The following is an 18902-nucleotide window of genomic DNA, read 5'->3' as shown; positions in this document are numbered from 1 at the left end:
TGCCCTCGACGATTTGATCGGCATGTTCGTCAACACCCTGGTGCTGCGCACCGAGGTCGACGGCGACGCGAGCTTCACCGACCTGCTCGGTGCGGTCCGCGCGAGCGACATCGCGGCCTTCGGTCACGCCGACCTGCCGTTCGAGCGGCTCGTCGAGATCATCAACCCCGCCCGCTCGCAGGCCCGTCACCCGCTGTTCCAGGTCATGCTGGCCTTCCAGAACACCGGCCAGACGAGCCTGGAACTACCCGGCCTCACCGTGAGCGGTGTGGAACTGCCGATCGACGTGGCCAAGTTCGACCTGCAGGTCGTGCTCACCGAGAAGCCGGGCGACGCGTCCGGCATCGTCGCCGAGCTGATCTACGCCACCGACCTGTTCGACGCGGCCACCATGGATCGCTTCGGCGCTCGCTTCGCCCGCCTGCTCGCCGAGATCGCGGCGGCTCCGAACCGCGCTGTCGGCGACATCGCCCTGCTCGACTCCGCCGAAACCGCACTGGCCGTGCGTGGTTGGAACGACACCGCGCATGAGCTGCCCGGCGCGGGCACTCTGGTGGACGAGTTCGCCCGCCAGGCGCTGGCCACCCCCGACGCGGTCGCGATGGTCGACCCCGCCACCGGCGAGACCCTGACCTACGCCGAATTCGCCGCTCGCGTGCACCGTTTGGCACATCGCCTGATCGAAGCGGGCGTCGGCCCGGAATCCCTCGTCGCGCTCGGCCTGCGCCGCAGCATCGACCTGGTCGTCGCCGCGTACGCGGTGCAGGAAGCAGGCGGTGGCTACGTGCCGCTCGACCTGGACCAGCCCGCCGACCGCATCGCCTATGTCTTGGAGACGGCGGCTCCGGTCGCCGTCCTCACCACTACCCGCGACGGGTTCGGACTCGACGACGACGCGATCGTGGACACCGCCCCGATGACGCTGGTCATCGACGCGATCGATCTCTCGGCGTACCCGCAGACTCCGGTCAGCGATGCCGAGCGGATCGTTCCGCTGCTCCCGCAGCACCCGGCCTACGTCATCTTCACCTCCGGCTCGACCGGCCGCCCGAAGGGTGTGGCCGTGCCGCACTCGGCCGTGGTGAACCAGATCCGCTGGATCACCGGTGAATACGGCATCGACGCCGACGATGTGGTGCTGTTCAAGACCCCCGCCACCTTCGACGTGTCGGTGTGGGAGCTGTTCGGCCCGCTGAGCACCGGCGGCCGGATCGTCGTGGCGAGCCCCGACGGTCACCGCGATCCGCAGTACCTCGCCGATGTCATTGCCGCGCAACGGGTCACGATGACCTCGTTCGTGCCGTCGATGCTCACCGTCTTCGCGGGCAGCATCGATGCCGCCGCCGTCGCGGGCGGAGCTCTGTCCTCGCTACGCGCACTGCTGATCGCCGGTGAGGCGTTCACCGCCGACGCGGTCGTGGCACTGCGCAAGGTGAGCGACGCGGCCCTGTTCAACCTGTACGGCCCCACCGAGTTCACCGTCCACGCGACGCACGGCCCGGTCGCCGACCAGGTCGACGGCGCCGTCCCGATCGGCTCGCCGGTCTGGAACTCGCGGGCCTACGTGCTGGATTCGCGACTACACCCGGTCGCCGCCGGTGTCGCCGGTGAGCTGTATCTGGCCGGCGCCCAGCTGGCCCGCGGCTACTTCGGCCGTCCCGATCTCACCGCCGACCGCTTCGTCGCCGACCCGTTCGAAACCGGCGGCGAACGGATGTACCGCACCGGTGACCTCGTCCGCCGCGACGAGAACGGCGTGATCACCTACCTCGGCCGCACCGACTTCCAGGTCAAGCTGCGTGGTCTGCGCATCGAGCTCGGCGAGATCGAAGCCGCGCTCACCGCGCACAACACCGTCACGCAGGCCGTGGTGGTCGTGCGTTCGGACGCGCGCACCGGCGACCAGCTCGTCGGCTATGTCGTCCCCGCCGCTGGCGCGACCGTCGACATCGACGCGCTGCGCGCGCATCTGGCCGCCCAGCTGCCGTCCTACATGGTGCCGGCCGCGTTCGTCGTCATCGACGAGATGCCGCTGAGCGCCAACGGCAAGCTCGACCGGCGCGCCCTGCCGGAGCCGGTGTTCGAGGCGCGGGAGTTCCGTGCGCCGCGCACGCCGATCGAGGAGATCGTCGCCGCCACCTTCGCCGAGGTGCTCGGCCTGTCCGGCGACCGCGCGGTCGGCCTGGACGACGACTTCTTCGACCTGGGCGGCAACTCGCTCATCGCCACCCAGGTGGTCGCCCGCCTCGGCGCCGCCCTCGACACCCGCGTCCCCGTGCGCGCGCTGTTCGAAGCGCCGTCGGTGTCCGCGCTGGCCGCCAAGGTCGAGGTCCACGCGGGCAGCGGCAGCCGCCGCGAGCTCGTGGCCGGTGCGCGCCCGGACCAGATCCCGCTCTCGCTCGCCCAGCAGCGCATGTGGTTCCTCAACCGCTTCGACAGCGCGACCGGCGTCAACAACATCCCGCTGGCGGTCCGCCTGACCGGTGACCTCGACATCGACGCCCTGCGTCAGGCCGTCGCCGACGTGGTCGACCGGCACGAGGTGCTGCGCACCGTCTACCCGGAGACCGCGGAGGGTCAGGGCGTCCAGGTCGTCCTGCCCGCCGGGCAGATGCCGATCTCGCTGCACCCGATCACCGTCGGCGAGGACGAGATCCGCGACCGCATCAGCGCACTCGTGCTCGCCGGGTTCGACGTCACCGCCGAGGTCCCGGTGCGGGCCGAACTGCTGCGCGTCGCGGGCTCGATGGACGGTTCGCACCCCGACACCCACGTGCTGGTCTTCGTCGTGCACCACATCTCCGGTGACGGCTGGTCGGTGCGCCCGCTGGCCCGCGACGTGATGATCGCCTACGCCGCCCGCTCGCGCGGTGAGGCACCCGGCTGGGCACCACTGCCCGTGCAGTACGCCGACTTCGCCCTGTGGCAGCGCGAAACCCTCGGTTCCGAAGCAGATTCGGCGTCGATGATCGCGCAGCAGGTGGCCTACTGGTCGCAGAACCTGGCCGGGCTGCCCGACCAGCTGGACCTGCCCGCCGACCGTGCCCGTCCCGCCGTCGCGTCCAACCGCGGTGGGGTACACGAGTTCTCGATCGACCCCGCCCTGTCGGCCGGACTCAACGCGCTGGCCCGCGGACACGGCGCCAGCCTGTTCATGGTCGTGCACGCCGCGTTCGCCGCACTGCTGGCCCGACTGTCGGGCAGCGACGACATCGCCATCGGCACCGCCGTCGCCGGTCGTGGTGAAGCGGTGCTCGACGACGCCATCGGCATGTTCGTCAACACCCTGGTCCTGCGCAGCGCCGTCGACCCGGCCCAGCCGTTCACCGAGCTGCTCGCGCAGACCAGGGAGAACGACCTCGCCGCCTTCGGTCACGCCGACCTGCCGTTCGAACGGCTCGTGGAGATCCTCAACCCGGCCCGTTCGCAGGCCCGCCACCCGCTGTTCCAGGTGATGCTGTCGTTCCAGAACACCGGCGAGGCATCCTTCGAACTGCCCGGCCTCGAGGTCGCGGGCGTGCCGCTGGATGTGGTCACCGCCAAGTTCGATCTGCACCTGAACCTGGCCGATCGCCACCGTGCCGACGGTTCCGCCGACGGCATGACCGCCGAATTCGCCTACGCCACGGATATGTTCGACGCCGACACCGTCGCCGCCCTCGCGCAGCGCCTGGTGCGGATGCTGACCGCGGTCGTGGCCAAGCCCGCCCGCGCGATCGGCGAGGTCGACCTGCTGGCCCCGGCCGAATACCGCCAGGTGGTCACCGACTGGAACGCCACCGAGCACCCGGTCGACCAGGCCGCCACGCTGGTGTCGATGTTCGAGGCACAGGCCGTGACCAGTCCGAACGCGACCGCCGTCACGTTCGAGGGGACGAGTCTGGCCCACCCGTCGCCCGACCACCGCCCCTCATCGAGTCGCGCTGCGACGCTGACATATGGCGAGTTCTCCGCCCAGGTGAACCGCCTTGCCCGTCATCTCATCGCCCAGGGCGTCGGCCCGGACACCATGGTCGCGCTCGGCATGCGCCGCTCGCTCGACCTGGTGATCGGCATGTACGCGGTGAGCGTGGCCGGTGGCGCCTATGTGCCGCTCGACCCCGACCACCCGGCCGAGCGCACCCACTACGTGCTTGAGACCGCGGCCCCGGTATGCGTATTGACCACTGCCCGTGACGAATTCGACGCGGGTTCGACCAGGGCGCTGAACATCGAACGCCTGGATCTCTCGGGTTACTCGGATGCGCCGGTCACCGATGCCGAGCGGATCGCCCCGCTGCGTCCGGAGAACACGGCGTATGTGATCTTCACGTCGGGTTCGACGGGTCGTCCGAAGGGTGTGGCGGTCAGCCATGGTGCGATCGTCAACCGCCGAGACCGATGTCGTCTTGCAGAAGACCCCGGCGACCTTCGACGTGTCGGTGTGGGAGTTCTTCTGGCCCTTGCAGATCGGTGCGAAGCTGGTTGTCGCGAAGCCCGACGGTCACCGCGATCCGGCCTACCTGGCCGAGATCATCGCCACCGAGGGCGTCACCACCGCGCACTTCGTGCCGTCGATGATGTCGGTGTTCGTCGCCGAACTCGCCGAGTCCGCTGCTGTCGCGCTTGCCGACGGACGGCATATCTCGAGCAGCCTGCGCCTGGTGTTCGCCTCGGGCGAGGCGCTGCCCGCGCCGACCGCACAGCGGATGCGCGCCCTCACCGGCGCGGCCCTGCACAACCTGTACGGCCCCACCGAAGCCGCGGTCGACGTCACCTTCCACGAGGTCACCGACGCCGACACCACCTCGGTGCCGATCGGTGCGCCGGTCTTCAACACCCAGGTGTACGTGCTGGATTCGCGTCTGCACCCGACGCCCGTCGGCGTTCCCGGCGAGCTGTACCTGGCCGGTGTCCAGCTGGCACGCGGTTACGTGAACCGTCCCGACCTCACCGCCGACCGCTTCGTCGCCGACCCGTTCGGGACCGACGGCGAGCGTATGTACCGCACGGGTGACCTCGTCGCCTGGACCGCCGACGGCGAGCTGGAGTACCTGGGCCGCACGGACTTCCAGGTGAAGCTGCGTGGTCTGCGCATCGAGCTCGGCGAGATCGAGTCGGCGCTCACAGCGCTGCCCTCGATCGCCCAGTCCGTGGTCGTGGTCCGCTCCGACGACCGCCTCGGCGACCAGTTGGTCGGGTACCTGATCCCGGCGGCCGGCGCGAGCATCGACCTCGACGCCGTGCGCACCGACCTCGGTGGCGCATTGCCGACCTACATGGTCCCCACCGCCTTCGTGATCCTGGATGCCTTCCCGCTCAACGCTTCCGGCAAGCTCGACCGCAAGGCGCTGCCCGCGCCGGTGTTCGAGGCCAAGGTGTTCCGTGCGGCGTCCACCCCGATCGAGGAGATCGTGGCGGGCACCTTCGGCGACGTGCTCGGCGTGACCCGCGTCGGCGCCGACGACGACTTCTTCGAACTCGGCGGCAACTCGCTGCTGGCCACCCAGGTCACCGCCCGCATCGGCGCGGCCCTGGACACCCAGCTCTCGGTGCGCGACCTGTTCGAGGCCTCGACGGTCTCCGCGCTGGCCGCCCGCGCCGAGCACAACGCGGGCTCCGGCCGGACCCGTCCGCGCCTGACCGCGGGGGAGCGGCCCGCCGTCATCCCGCTCTCACCGGCCCAGCAGCGCTACTGGTTCCTCAACCAGTTCGACACCTCCACCTCCGCGGTCGACAACATCCCCCTGGCCGTCCGCCTCACTGGCGAACTCGACGTGCCCGCGCTCGAACAGGCCATCGGCGACGTGTTCGCCCGCCACGAGATGCTGCGCACCACCTACCCGGGCTCGCCCGACGGCCCTCATCAGGTGATCCTGCCGAACTCCCAGATCAGCGCGCAGGTGCACCACATCGAGGTCGACGAGACCGAATTGCTCGGCGCGGTCATCGAATTCGCGATGACGACCTTCGACGTCACCCGCGAGGTGCCGCTGGCGGTCGCGCTGTTCGAACTCACCGAGACCGATCACGTACTCGCGTTCACCGTCCACCACGTCTCCGCCGACGGTTCGTCGATGGGCCCCCTCGCACGCGACATCATGGCCGCGTACGTGGCCCGCGTGCAGGGCGAGGCGCCGCAGTGGGCACCGCTGCCCGTGCAGTACGCCGACTACGCGCTGTGGCAGCGCGAAGTTCTCGGCGACGAGACCGATCCCGAATCCCTGGCGACTAAGCAGGTCGCCTACTGGACCGAAACGCTCGCGGGCCTGCCCGACCAGCTCGAACTGCCCACCGACCGGCCGCGCCCGCCCGCGCAGTCGTTCCAGGGTCAGGCCATTCGCTTCGAGATCGACCCGAGCCGGCACGCGGCCCTGCACGACCTGGCACGGGCGAACAACGCCTCGCTGTTCATGGTCGTGCACGCCGCGCTCGCGGTGCTGCTCGCTCGCCTGTCCGGCACCGACGACATCGCCGTCGGCACCCCGATCGCGGGCCGTGGCGAGCGTGAGCTCGACGACCTGATCGGCATGTTCGTCAACACCCTGGTGTTCCGCACCGCCGTCGACTCCGGCGCCTCCTTCGCCGAACTGCTAGCCGATGTGCGCAACCGCGACCTGGAGGCCTTCGCCAACGCCGACGTGCCGTTCGAGCGCCTGGTCGAGGTGCTCAACCCGGTCCGCTCCACCGCGCGCAACCCGCTGTTCCAGGTGGGCCTGTCGTTCCAGAACCTGGCCGACACCACCTTCGAACTGCCCGGCCTGACCGTCAGCGCCGTCGACTACGACTCGCAGCTGGCCAAGACCGACCTGCACGTCACCCTCTACGACCGCTACACCGACGACGGCGCACCGGCCCAGCTGGTCACCGAATTCGGTTACGCCATCGACCTGTTCGACGAGGCGACGGTCCAGAGCTTCGCCGACCGGTTCCTGCTGGTGCTCGACGCGGTCGCCGCCGACGCCACCGTCGCGGTCGGCGACATCGACCTGCTCACGACGCCGGAATCCGCGCAGATCGTCACGGCGTGGAACGACACCGCGCACGAGGTCGACACCGACGCCACCCTGGTATCGCTGCTCGATGCCAGCGTGACCGCGACTCCGGATGCCATCGCGCTGGTCGTCGACGAGGCCGACGGTCGCCGCGAGCTGGCCCACCCGTCGCCCGACCACCACCCCTCATCGACTCGCTTCGCGACCCTGACCTATGCCGAACTCGATGCCGAGGTGAACCGCCTCGCACGGCACCTGATCTCGCGGGGCATCGGCACCGAGGACCGGGTGGCGCTGGCCATCCGCCGTTCCGCCGAGCTGATCATCGCGATGTACGCGGTGGCCCGCACGGGTGCGGCGTATGTGCCGATCGACCCGGATCAGCCCGCCGAGCGCACCGACTACATCCTGGAAACGGCCGCGCCCGCTGTCGTGCTGACCACGGCGAACGCCGAATTCAGCACGGCGGCAGCCGAAGTGGTGGTCCTCGACGAGCTCGACCTGAGCGCTGTCAGCGACGCCGCGATCACCGGGCGCACCCTGGTTCCGGCGAACACCGCGTACGTGATCTTCACGTCCGGTTCGACCGGCAAGCCCAAGGGTGTGGCGGTCTCGCACGGCGCGATCGTCAACCAGCTGCTCTGGGAGACGGCCGAATTCGGTATCGGCGCCGACGACGCGGTGCTGCTCAAGACCGCCGCCACCTTCGACCTCTCGGTCTGGGAGTTCTGGACCGCCGCCGTCGCGGGTGCCCGCCTGGTGGTCGCCACCGCCGACGGCCACCGTGACCCGGCCTACCTCAACGACCTGATGCGGGCCACCGGCGTCACCACACTGCACGTGGTGCCGTCGATGCTCGACGCCTTGCTCACCGAATCCGGTGCGGCACTCCCGCGTACGTTGCGTCGCGTCCTCGCGATCGGTGAGGCGTTGCCCGCCGCGACCGCGCAGCGTTTCCGCACGGCGAACGCCGCCGCGCTGTTCAACCTGTACGGCCCGACCGAGGCCGCGGTCTCGATCACCAGCCACGCGGTCACCGACGCGGACAAGGTGTCGGTCTCGATCGGTGCGCCGGAGTGGAACAGCCGTGTCTACGTGCTGGATTCGCGCCTGCGCCCGGTTCCGGTCGGTGTGTCCGGTGAGCTGTACCTGGCCGGCGCCCAGCTGGCCCGCGGCTACTACGGCCGCGCCGATCTCACCGCCGACCGCTTCGTCGCCGATCCGTTCTCCGCGCTCGGCGAGCGCATGTACCGCACCGGTGACCTCGTCGCCTGGAACGCCGACGGTGAACTGGACTACCGGGGCCGCACCGACTTCCAGGTGAAGATCCGCGGCTTCCGGATCGAGCTCGGCGAGATCGAGGCAGCGTTGCTGCGCCAGCCGGGCATCACCTCCGCCGCTGTCCTGGCCCACACCGATCCCGTGGTCGGCGACCGCCTGGTCGCCTACATCGTGGCCGACGACGCGGTCGACAAGCTGGCTCTGCGCGCCGCGCTGGCCGCCGAGCTGCCGTCGTACATGGTTCCGACCGTGTTCCTGCAGCTCGACGCGCTGCCGCTCAACGCCAACGGCAAGCTCGACCGCAAGGCTCTCCCGGAGCCCGAGGTCGAGAAGGCCGTGTTCCGCGCGCCGGTGAGCCCGAGCGAACAGCTCGTGGCCGCCACCTTCGCCGAGGTCCTCCGCCTCGACGCCGACAAGCGCTTCGGCCTCGACGACGACTTCTTCGCCTGGGGCGGTAACTCGCTGCTGGCCACGCAGGTCGCCGCACGTCTCGGCGAAGCGCTCGACACCCGGATCCCCGTGCGCCTGCTGTTCGAGGCGTCCACGGTGTCCGCGCTCGCCCACCGGGTCGAGCAGCACGCGGAAACCGGTGACCGCAAGGCACTCACCGCCGGTCCTCGCCCCGAGCACATCCCGCTGTCGCTGGCGCAGCAGCGCATGTGGTTCCTCAACCGCTTCGACACCCAGTCGGCCGCGTACAACGTGCCGGTCGCGGTCCGCCTCACCGGCGAACTCGACACCGACGCGCTGCGCGCCGCGGTCACCGACCTGGTGTCGCGCCACGAGATCCTGCGCACGATCTACCCGCAGACCGAATCCGGTGCGGCACAGGTGATCCTGTCGCCCGCGCAGGCGGCGCCGGAACTGATCGAACGCATCGTCGCCGCCGAGGAGATGGAATCGGCGGTCGCGGAACTGATGTCGACGATGTTCGACGTCACCGTCGAGGTGCCGCTCAAGGTCGCGCTCTTCCGCGTCGAGAACACCGACGAGTTCGTCCTCGCACTGGTCATCCACCACATCTCCGGTGACGGCTCCTCGGTCGCCCCGCTGACCCGCGACCTGATGACGGCCTACGCGGCCCGCTCGATGGGCTCCGAGCCCGGTTGGGCGCCGCTGGCCGTGCAGTACGCGGACTACAGCATCTGGCAGCGTGACCTCCTCGGCAGCGAGGACGACGCCGATTCGATGGCGTCCAAGCAGGTCGCGCACTGGAAGCAGGCCCTCGCCGAGCTGCCCGATCAGCTCGACCTGCCCGCCGACCGTCCGCGCCCCGCGGTGCAGACGTTCGCGGGCAGCAAGGTCGACGTCCAGATCGACGCCGCCACCCACCGCGCGCTGGTCGAACTGGCCCGCGCCGAGGGCGCGACGCTGTTCATGGTCGTGCACACCGCCCTCGCGGTGCTGCTCGCCCGCCTGTCGGGCACCGACGACATCGCCATCGGCACCCCGATGGCCGGTCGTGGCGAAGCCGCGCTCGACGACATGATCGGCATGTTCGTCAACACCCTGGTCTTCCGCACCAAGGTCGAGCGCGGCGAAGCCTTCACCGAGTTGCTGGCCCGCCAGCGCGAGGACGACATCGCGGCGTTCGCCAACGCCGATGTGCCGTTCGAGCGCCTGGTCGAGGTACTCAACCCGGTCCGTTCCACCGCGCGTCACCCGCTGTTCCAGGTGGGCCTGTCGTTCCAGAACCTCAGCCGCGCCACCCTGGAACTGCCCGGCCTCACGGTCTCCGGCCTCGACATCGACTCCAAGTTGTCGCAGTTCGACCTGCACCTGATCGCCACCGACCGCTACGGCGACGCCGGTGAGCCCGAAGGCATCTCGGGTCTGTTCACCTACGCGACCGACCTGTTCGACCACGCCACGGTCGAAGGTTTCGTGGAGCGCTTCGTCCGCCTGCTCGGCGCGATCGTCGCCACCCCGCGCACCGCGGTCGGCGATATCGAGCTGCTGGCCCCGGCCGAACGCACCAGGGTGCTCGACACCCGTAATGCCACCGCCTACCCCGTCGACGCCGAGGCCACCCTGGTCTCGCTGCTCGACGCGTCGGTGGCCGCCGATCCGAAGTCGACCGCACTGGTCACCGACGACGGCGCGCAGCTCACCTACGCCGAACTCGACGCGAAGGTGAATCGCCTCGCGCGGCACCTGATCTCGCTCGGTGTGGGCCCGGAGTCCCGGGTCGCGCTGGCGATGCGCCGCTCGGTGGACCTGATTGTCGCGATGTACGCGGTGGCCAAGTCCGGTGGCGCGTATGTGCCGGTCGACCCCGATCAGGCGGCCGAGCGCACCGACTACATCCTCGAGACGGCGGCACCGGTCTGTGTGCTGACCAACGCCGAGTTCGCCACCGATGTCGCGCCCGTGATCCGTATCGACGAGCTCGACCTGGAATCGATCGGCGCCACCCCGATCTCCGATGCCGAGCGCACCGCACCGCTGCGTCCGGAGAACACCGCGTACGTGATCTTCACGTCCGGCTCTACGGGCCGCCCGAAGGGTGTCGCGGTTCCGCACGCCGCTATCGCCAACCAGCTGCAGTGGAAGCTGATCGAGTTCGGCATGGACGCCGCCGACGCGGTGCTGCTCAAGACCGCCGCCACCTTCGACCTCTCGGTCTGGGAGTTCTGGTCGGCAGCGGCCTGCGGTGGCCGCCTGGTGATCGCCTCGGCCGACGGCCATCGCGACCCGGCCTATCTCAACGAGCTGATGTCGCGCGAATGGGTCACCACCCTGCACGTGGTGCCGTCGATGCTCGACGCGCTGCTCGCCTCGGGGATGCCCGATTCGCTGTGGCGGGTTCTCGCCATCGGTGAGGCGCTGCCGGGCTCGCTGGCCCAGCGCTTCCGCGCCGAGTTCAGCCGCACCGAGCTGTTCAACCTGTACGGCCCGACCGAGGCCGCGGTCTCGATCACCTCGCACCGGGTGAACGCCGCCGACCAGGTGTCGGTCTCCATCGGTTCGCCCGAGTGGAACAGCCAGGTCTACGTCCTCGACGAGCGCCTGCGCCCGGTGCCCGACGGCGTCGCCGGTGAGCTGTACCTGGCCGGCGCGCAGCTGGCCCGTGGCTACTTCGGCCGCGCCGACCTGACCGCCGACCGTTTCGTCGCCAACCCGTTCACCCCCGGTACCCGCATGTACCGCACCGGTGACCTGGTGGCCTGGAACAACCGCGAACTCGACTACCGAGGCCGCACCGACTTCCAGGTGAAGATCCGCGGCTTCCGGATCGAGCTCGGCGAGATCGAGGCCGCGCTGCTCGCGCTGTCCGAGATCGCGCAGGCCGCCGTGATCGCCAAGTCCGATCCGCGCACCGGCGACCGCCTGGTCGCCTACCTGGTCGGCACGGATATCGATGTGGCACAGGTCAAGTCGACGCTGTCGGCGGGTCTGCCGTCCTACATGGTGCCTGCCGCCTTCGTGGTGCTGGACGCGCTGCCGCTCAACGTGAACGGCAAGCTCGACCGCAAGGCACTGCCGGAGCCGGAGTTCGAGGCGCAGGCTTTCCGCGCACCGTCGACCCCGATCGAGGAGATCGTGGCGGGCGTGTTCGCCGATGTGCTCGGCGCCGAGCGCGTCGGCGCCGACGACGACTTCTTCGCCCTCGGCGGTAACTCGCTGCTGGCCACCCAGGTCGCCGCCCGCCTCGGCGCCGCACTGGACAGTCGGGTGCCCGTGCGCCTGCTGTTCGAGGCGTCGACGGTGGCCGGTCTCGCGGTGAAGGTCGAGCAGGGTGCGGGCGCCGGTGGGCGTCGTGCGCTGGTCGCCGGGCCGCGTCCGGACCAGGTGCCGCTGTCGCTCGCACAGCAGCGCATGTGGTTCCTGAACCAGTTCGACACCGCTTCCTCGGTGAACAACATCCCCGTCGCCGTCCGCCTGTCGGGCGCGCTGGATGTCGAGGCGCTGCAACTGGCCGTCGCCGATGTGCTCGCACGGCACGAGACCCTGCGCACGGTGTACCCGTCGACCGACGGCACCCCGCACCAGGTGATCCTGCCGGTCGAGGGCAACGTCCCGGATCTGACGCCGGAACAGGTTGCCCCCGAACAGGTTCGCGACAAGATCGCCGAACTGATCACCACCGGCTTCGACGTGATCGACGAAATTCCGTTGCGCGCCAAGCTGATGCAGGTCGCTGTGTCCGATGGCGATGCGTCCGAGGGCCCTGCGTGGTCACGCTCCGCTACCGCCTCCGGGCCCGCCGGACGCATCGCGGGCGAGGAGTTCGTCCTCGTCTTCGTCGCCCACCACATCAGTGCTGACGGCTGGTCCATGGGCCCGCTGACCCGCGACGTGATGATCGCCTACGCCGCGCGTGCCGCCGGTGAGGCGCCGGGCTGGGCGCCGATGCCGGTGCAGTACGCCGACTTCAGCGTCTGGCAGCGTGCGGTGCTCGGCGCCGAGACCGACGAGACCAGCCTCGTGGCCCAGCAGGCCGACTACTGGAAGCGCGCGCTCGCCGGTGTCCCCGACGAGCTGAACCTGCCCCTGGATCGGCCGCGTCCGAGCACGCAGTCCTTCGCCGGTGGCCGGGTGCTGTTCCCGATCGGCGGCGACATCCACGCCGGACTGTCCGCCATCGCTCGCGAGCAGAACGCGACGCTGTTCATGGTCGTGCACACCGCGCTGGCGGTATTCCTGGCGCGCATGTCGGGCACCGAGGACATCGTCATCGGTACCCCGATCGCGGGCCGTGGCGAGGCCGAACTCGACGACGTGATCGGCATGTTCGTCAACACCCTCGCCCTGCGCACGCAGGTGGGTGGACAGCTGAGCTTCGCGGAACTGCTGACCCAGGCCAAGGAAGCCGACCTGGCCGCCTTCGCCCACGCCGACATCCCGTTCGAGCGTCTGGTGGAACTGCTCAACCCCGAGCGCTCCACCGCGCGGCACCCGCTGTTCCAGGTGGCGCTGTCGTTCGAGAACCTGCCCGACGCCAGTTTCGAGCTGCCGGGTCTGTCGGTCTCGGCCGTCGACTTCGACGTCGACACCGCCAAGTTCGACCTGCTGCTCACCGTGCGTGAAGCGACGGCCGGTGACGACGCGGGCGCTTACGCCGAGTTCTCCTACGCCAGTGCACTGTTCGATCAGTCGACGGTGGAGAAGTTCGCGCAGCGCTTCCAGCGTCTGCTCGCCGAGGTCGTCGCCGACACCACGACGCCGGTCGGCGACCTCGAACTCCTCGACGAGTCCGAGCGCGTCGAACTGCTCTCTCGTACAGGCGGTCCCGCCGCTTCGGTGAGTACCTTGCCGGAGCTCCTCGCACAGGCCGTGGCGGCGAACCCGACCGGTCAGGCCATCGTCGCGCCGGGCGAGTCGGCCTCGCTCACCTACGCCGAACTCGACGCGGCCTCCTCGCGTCTGGCGCGGGTGCTGATCGAACATGGCGCCGCGCCGGAGACGGTCGTCGCCATCGCCATGCAGCGTTCGCTCGACACCACCCTGGCCATCTGGGCCGTCAGCAAGACCGGCGCGGCGTTCCTGCCGGTCGATCCGAAGTACCCGGCCGAGCGCATCGCGCACATGATGTCGGACTCCGGTGCGGCACTGGGCATCACGGTGTCGGCCGAGGTCGACCACCTGCCCGCGCCCGCGCTGGGCGACTGGCTCACTCTCGACGACGCGGCCACCGAGGCCGAGATCGCCGCGCAGTCCGACGCCGAGATCACCGAGGCCGATCGTCGTGGCGCGGTCCGCCCCGACAACACGGCCTACATGATCTACACCTCGGGTTCGACGGGTCTGCCCAAGGGCGTCGTCGTGACCCACGCCGGTGTGCCCAACTTCGCCGCCGCCCAGGTCGCGCAGTTCGGTCTGGCCAAGGACGCTCGGACCCTGGCCTTCGCGTCACCGTCGTTCGACGCCTCGATCCTCGAGTTCCTGCTCGCGGTCGGCTCGGCGGGCACCCTCGTCATCACGCCGGTCGGCGTGGTGGGCGGCGAGGAGCTGGCCGACATCATCGCGAGCGAGCGGCTCACCCACGTGTTCCTCACCCCGCTGGTCGCGGCGTCGATGGAACCCGCGGCACTGGCCGGACTCCAGGCGCTGATCGTCGGTGGCGACAAGGCCCCCGTCGACCTGGTCGCGAACTGGCACAGCGCGGGCACCGACCCGGCACACCACCGGTTCTACAACGCCTACGGTCCGACCGAGGCGACCATCGCCACCAACCTGTCCGATCCGCTGCTGCCGAGCGACACCATGAACATCGGTGGCCCGATCGCGGGCGCGACCGTGCTGGTGCTCGACTCTCGCCTGCGGCCGGTGCCCGAGGGCGTGGCCGGCGAGCTGTACCTCGGCGGCGTCCCGCTGGCTCGGGGCTACCACGCGCGCCACGGCCTCACCGCCGAGCGTTTCGTGGCCAGCCCGTACGCCGCCGGCGAGCGGTTGTACCGCACCGGTGACGTCGTCGCCTGGCGCACGGTGAACGGCAAGCCGGTTGTGGAATACGTGGGCCGCAACGACTTCCAGGTGAAGATCCGCGGATTCCGGATCGAACTGGGCGAGATCGACGCGGTCCTCACCGCGCACGACGACGTCGAGTTCGCCGCCACCATCGGTCGCAAGACCGACGCGGGCGCCACCATCCTGGTGTCCTACGTGCGCGGCAACGTCGACCCGGCCGCCCTGGTCGACTACGCGGCGCAGCACCTGCCCGCACACATGGTGCCCGCCGCCGTGATGGTCCTCGACGAGATCCCGCTGACCCCTGCGGGCAAGCTCGATCGTCGCGCACTGCCCGAGCCCGTTCTCGCCCCGCGCGAGTTCCGCACGCCGACAAGCGAAGTCGAGGCGATCATCGCCGTCGTCTTCGCCGAGGTGCTCGGTGTCGACGCCGTCGGCCTCGACGATTCGTTCTTCGCCCTCGGCGGCGACTCGATTCTGTCCATCCAGCTGGTCTCGCGCGCCAAGGACCGCGGTGTGCTCTTCAAGCCGCGCGACGTGTTCGAAAAGCGCAGCGTGGCAGGGCTTGCCGAGATCGCCGTGCTCGCGGGCGACGCCGAGCAGATCGTCCTAGAGGAACTGCCGGGCGGCGGTGTCGGCGACATCCCGATGCTGCCGATCATGCGCCAGATCCTGGCCGGTGGCTCCACCTACGACCGGTTCTCCCAGTCGATGGTGCTGCGCCTGCCCGAGAACATCACGGCCGAGGTCCTGCACGCCACGATCGGTGCGGTCTTCGACCACCACGACGTGCTGCGTTCGCGGGTGGCTCGCGGCGAGAACGGCTGGGAATTCGAGGCTTTGGCGCCGGGCGAGGTCGACGTGACCACGCTTGTGCGTCGGGTCGAGGTCGCCGGTGACGTCGCCGAGGACCAGCTGTCCAAGCTGGCCAGCGTCGAATACGACGAGGCCATGGGTCGACTCGATCCCGCGAACGCCGCCATGGTGCAGTTCGTCTGGTTCACCTTCGGTGCGCCCGCCGAGGGTCCGCGTCGTCGCGACGTGCTGCTCATCGTCGGCCACCACTTCGTGATCGACGGCGTCTCGTGGCGCATCCTGATCCCGGACCTCGGTATGGCCTGGGGCCAGATCGCGGCGGGTCAGCAGGTCACGCTGCCTGTCAACGGCACCTCGATGCGTCGCTGGGCGCACAGCCTGGTGGAGCAGTCGACGGATCGTCGCGCCGAACTGCCGTTCTGGCGCGAGGTTTCGGCCACCGCCGATCCGCAGCTGGGTGCGCGTGCCTTCGACCCGCAGATCGACACCTTCGCCACCGTCGACCGGGTGCAGGTCACTCTCTCGCCCGAGGTCACCGACGCGGTCCTCACCGCGATCCCCGGCCTCTACCACGGCGGCGTCAACGACGGTCTGCTCACCGCACTCGCACTGGCCGTATCCCGGTGGCGCGGTGACGAATCCGGCACCGCGGCACTGATCAAGCTGGAAGGCCACGGCCGCCAGGAAGAGATCGTCGCCGGTGCCGACCTGTCGCGCACCGTCGGCTGGTTCACCACCGCCTTCCCGATCCGCCTCGACCTGGCGGGCGCCGACCTCGACGACGCGTTCGCCGGTGGCGCCGTGCTCGCCGACGTGATCAAGTCGGTCAAGGAGCAGATGCTGGCGGTGCCCGACAAGGGCATCGGCTACGGCATGCTGAAGTACCTCACCACCGAGGGCGCGGATCTGCCGAGCGTCGGCCAGATCAGCTTCAACTACCTCGGCCGCGCGACCGCCGGTGAGATCCCCGCCGAGCTCGCCGAACTCGGCTGGGTGCCGGTGGCGGATCTGGGTCAGCTCGACGCCGAGATGGACCTCGACATGCCCGCCAACGCGACGCTGGACATCAACGCCATCGTCAACGACGGCGACGAGGGCCCGCAGCTCGGCGCGAATATCGCGTTCCCGAAGGGCCTGCTCACCGCCGACCAGGCCCAGGAGTTCGCCGATCTGTTCGTGGCCGCGCTGACCGCGCTCGCCACCCACGCGCAGCGTGCCGACGCGGGTGGCTTCACCCCGTCCGACATGCAGCTCGTGCGGGTCGGCCAGTCCGATATCGAGCTCTGGGAGCGCGACTACCCCGCGCTGTCGGAAGTGTGGCCGCTCTCGCCGCTGCAGGCAGGCCTGATGTTCCACGCCATGCTCAGCTCGGCGACCGTCGACGTCTACACCGTGCAGGCCGTGCTCGACCTGACCGGCACCCTCGACACCGAGCGTCTGCGCGGCGCGGCCCAGGCCGTGCTCGACCGGTACCCGAACCTGCGGACCGCGTTCGTCACCGATTCGGCCGGTCAGCCGGTGCAGGTGGTGCTGTCCGAGCTCGAGGTGCCGTGGCGCGAGGTGGACCTCACCGACCTGCCCGAAGACGAGCGGATGCCGCGCATGCGGCAGTTGCTGCTCGCCGACCGCGCCGACCAGTTCGACATGGCCACCGCGCCGCTGATCCGCTTCGGTCTGTACACGACCGGGGAGGGCACCGCGCACCTGGCGATCACCGTCCACCACATCCTGGTCGACGGCTGGTCCATGCCGCTGCTCATGCGCGACCTGCTCGTCCTCTACGCGGTGCGCGGTGACCTCACCGCGCTCCCGCGAGTGGCGTCCTACCGCAACTTCCTGTCCTGGCTCTCGGGCTGGGATCGTGAGGTGTCGCTGCAGGTATGGGCCGAAGCGCTGGCCGGGGTCGAAGGCCCCACCCAGCTCGCGCCCGCGCCGCGCACCGAGGAACGCTACGAACTCGACAAGGTCGTCGTCGAGATCGACAACGACCGCACCAGGGCTCTCGGCAAGTTCGCGGGCGAGCTCGGCGTCACCGTGAACACGCTGCTGCAGACCGCGTGGGGCATCGTCGTCGGTCGCCTCACCGGCCGTGACGACGTGGTGTTCGGCGCGACGGTCTCCGGTCGCCCGGCGGAGCTGCCCGGCGTCGAGTCGATGGTCGGCCTGTTCATCAACACCTTGCCCGTGCGCATCCAGATCGACGACCGGATGACCGCGGAGAAGCTGACCCAGCGGGTGCAGTCCGAGCAGGCCGAACTGCTCAGCCACCACTTCGTCGGGATGTCCGACATCCAGCGGGTGGCGGGCATGGGCTCGCAGTTCGACACTCTCGTGGTGTTCGAGTCCTACCCGATGGACAAGGACGCCGTCACCGCGGCGAGCTCGATCGACGGCATGCAGGTCACCGGTGTCGGCCTCGACGACGCCACCCACTACCCGCTCACACTGGTGGTGATGGCCGAGTCGACCATCGAGATCACGATGAAGTACCTGACCAGTACCTTCACCGCCGACGAGGTTCGCACGCTGTCGCAGCGCCTGCTGCGCGTGCTCGACGAGCTGCTCGACAACCCGACCGGCCTGGTCGGCGACATCGACATCCTCGACGCGAGCGAACGAGCGCAGCTACTCGCCGATTCCGGTGTGACAGCCGCTGTTTCGGCTCCGGCGGCTACCGGCGTCGGCGCGCAGACGGTGGCCAAGGTGCTGGCCGAGGTCGTCGAAGCCGACCCGCAGGCCCCGGCCCTGTTGCGCGGCGACAGCGAAATCGCCTACAGCGCACTGGATCGCAAGTCCTCACAGCTGGCTCGCGTGCTCATCGCACGCGGTGCGGGCCCCGGCGACGTGGTCGCGATCTCGCTGCCGCGCAGCGTGGATTCGGTCCTCGCCGCCTGGGCGGTCCAGAAGGCGGGCGCCGCGGCCCTGTTCGCCGGTGAACTTCCCGGCGTCGAGATCGCGGCCGCCGGAGCGACATTCGGCATCAGTGCGACCCCGGTCGCCGGCGTGGCGGGCCAGTGGTTGGTCCTGCCCGACATCGAAGCCGACATCGCCGCGGCCGCGGCCCACCCCGTGTCCTACGCCGACCGAGTCCGTCCGCTCACCGAAGACCACCCCGCCTTCGTGCTGGTCTCCGGCGAGAACATCACGGTCCTCGGCCAGTCCGCAGCGGTAGCCCTCGCCGAGCGCCTCCGCGACGAACACGGCATCGACTACGAGTGCACCACCTACACCACCCATGCCTCCGGCCCGGCCGCCGTCCAGGAATTCCTGGCCTCGTCCACCGCGGGCGCCCTGTCGGTGCTCCCCGACGCCTCGGTCGAAGACGACCTGGCCGAGGGCGAGGTGACGCACTGGTTCGTGGTGGCGGGCGAGGCGACCGACGCGGCCGAGGGTGAAGTGACGGTGATCGTCGCCGAATAG

Annotated in this window: 1 pseudogene (cut by a window edge); it reads left to right on the top strand. The window is 69.9% G+C overall.

Annotated elements, in window-relative coordinates:
* Window positions 1–18902: pseudogene (locus ASD42_RS35835) on the top strand (non-ribosomal peptide synthase/polyketide synthase) (it extends 24867 nt beyond the left edge of the window).

This window comes from Nocardia sp. Root136, assembly GCF_001427185.1.
Classification (GTDB): domain Bacteria; phylum Actinomycetota; class Actinomycetes; order Mycobacteriales; family Mycobacteriaceae; genus Nocardia; species Nocardia salmonicida.
The sequence above is the reverse complement of the archived record's forward strand: the minus strand, read 5'-3'. Positions and strand labels throughout refer to the sequence as shown.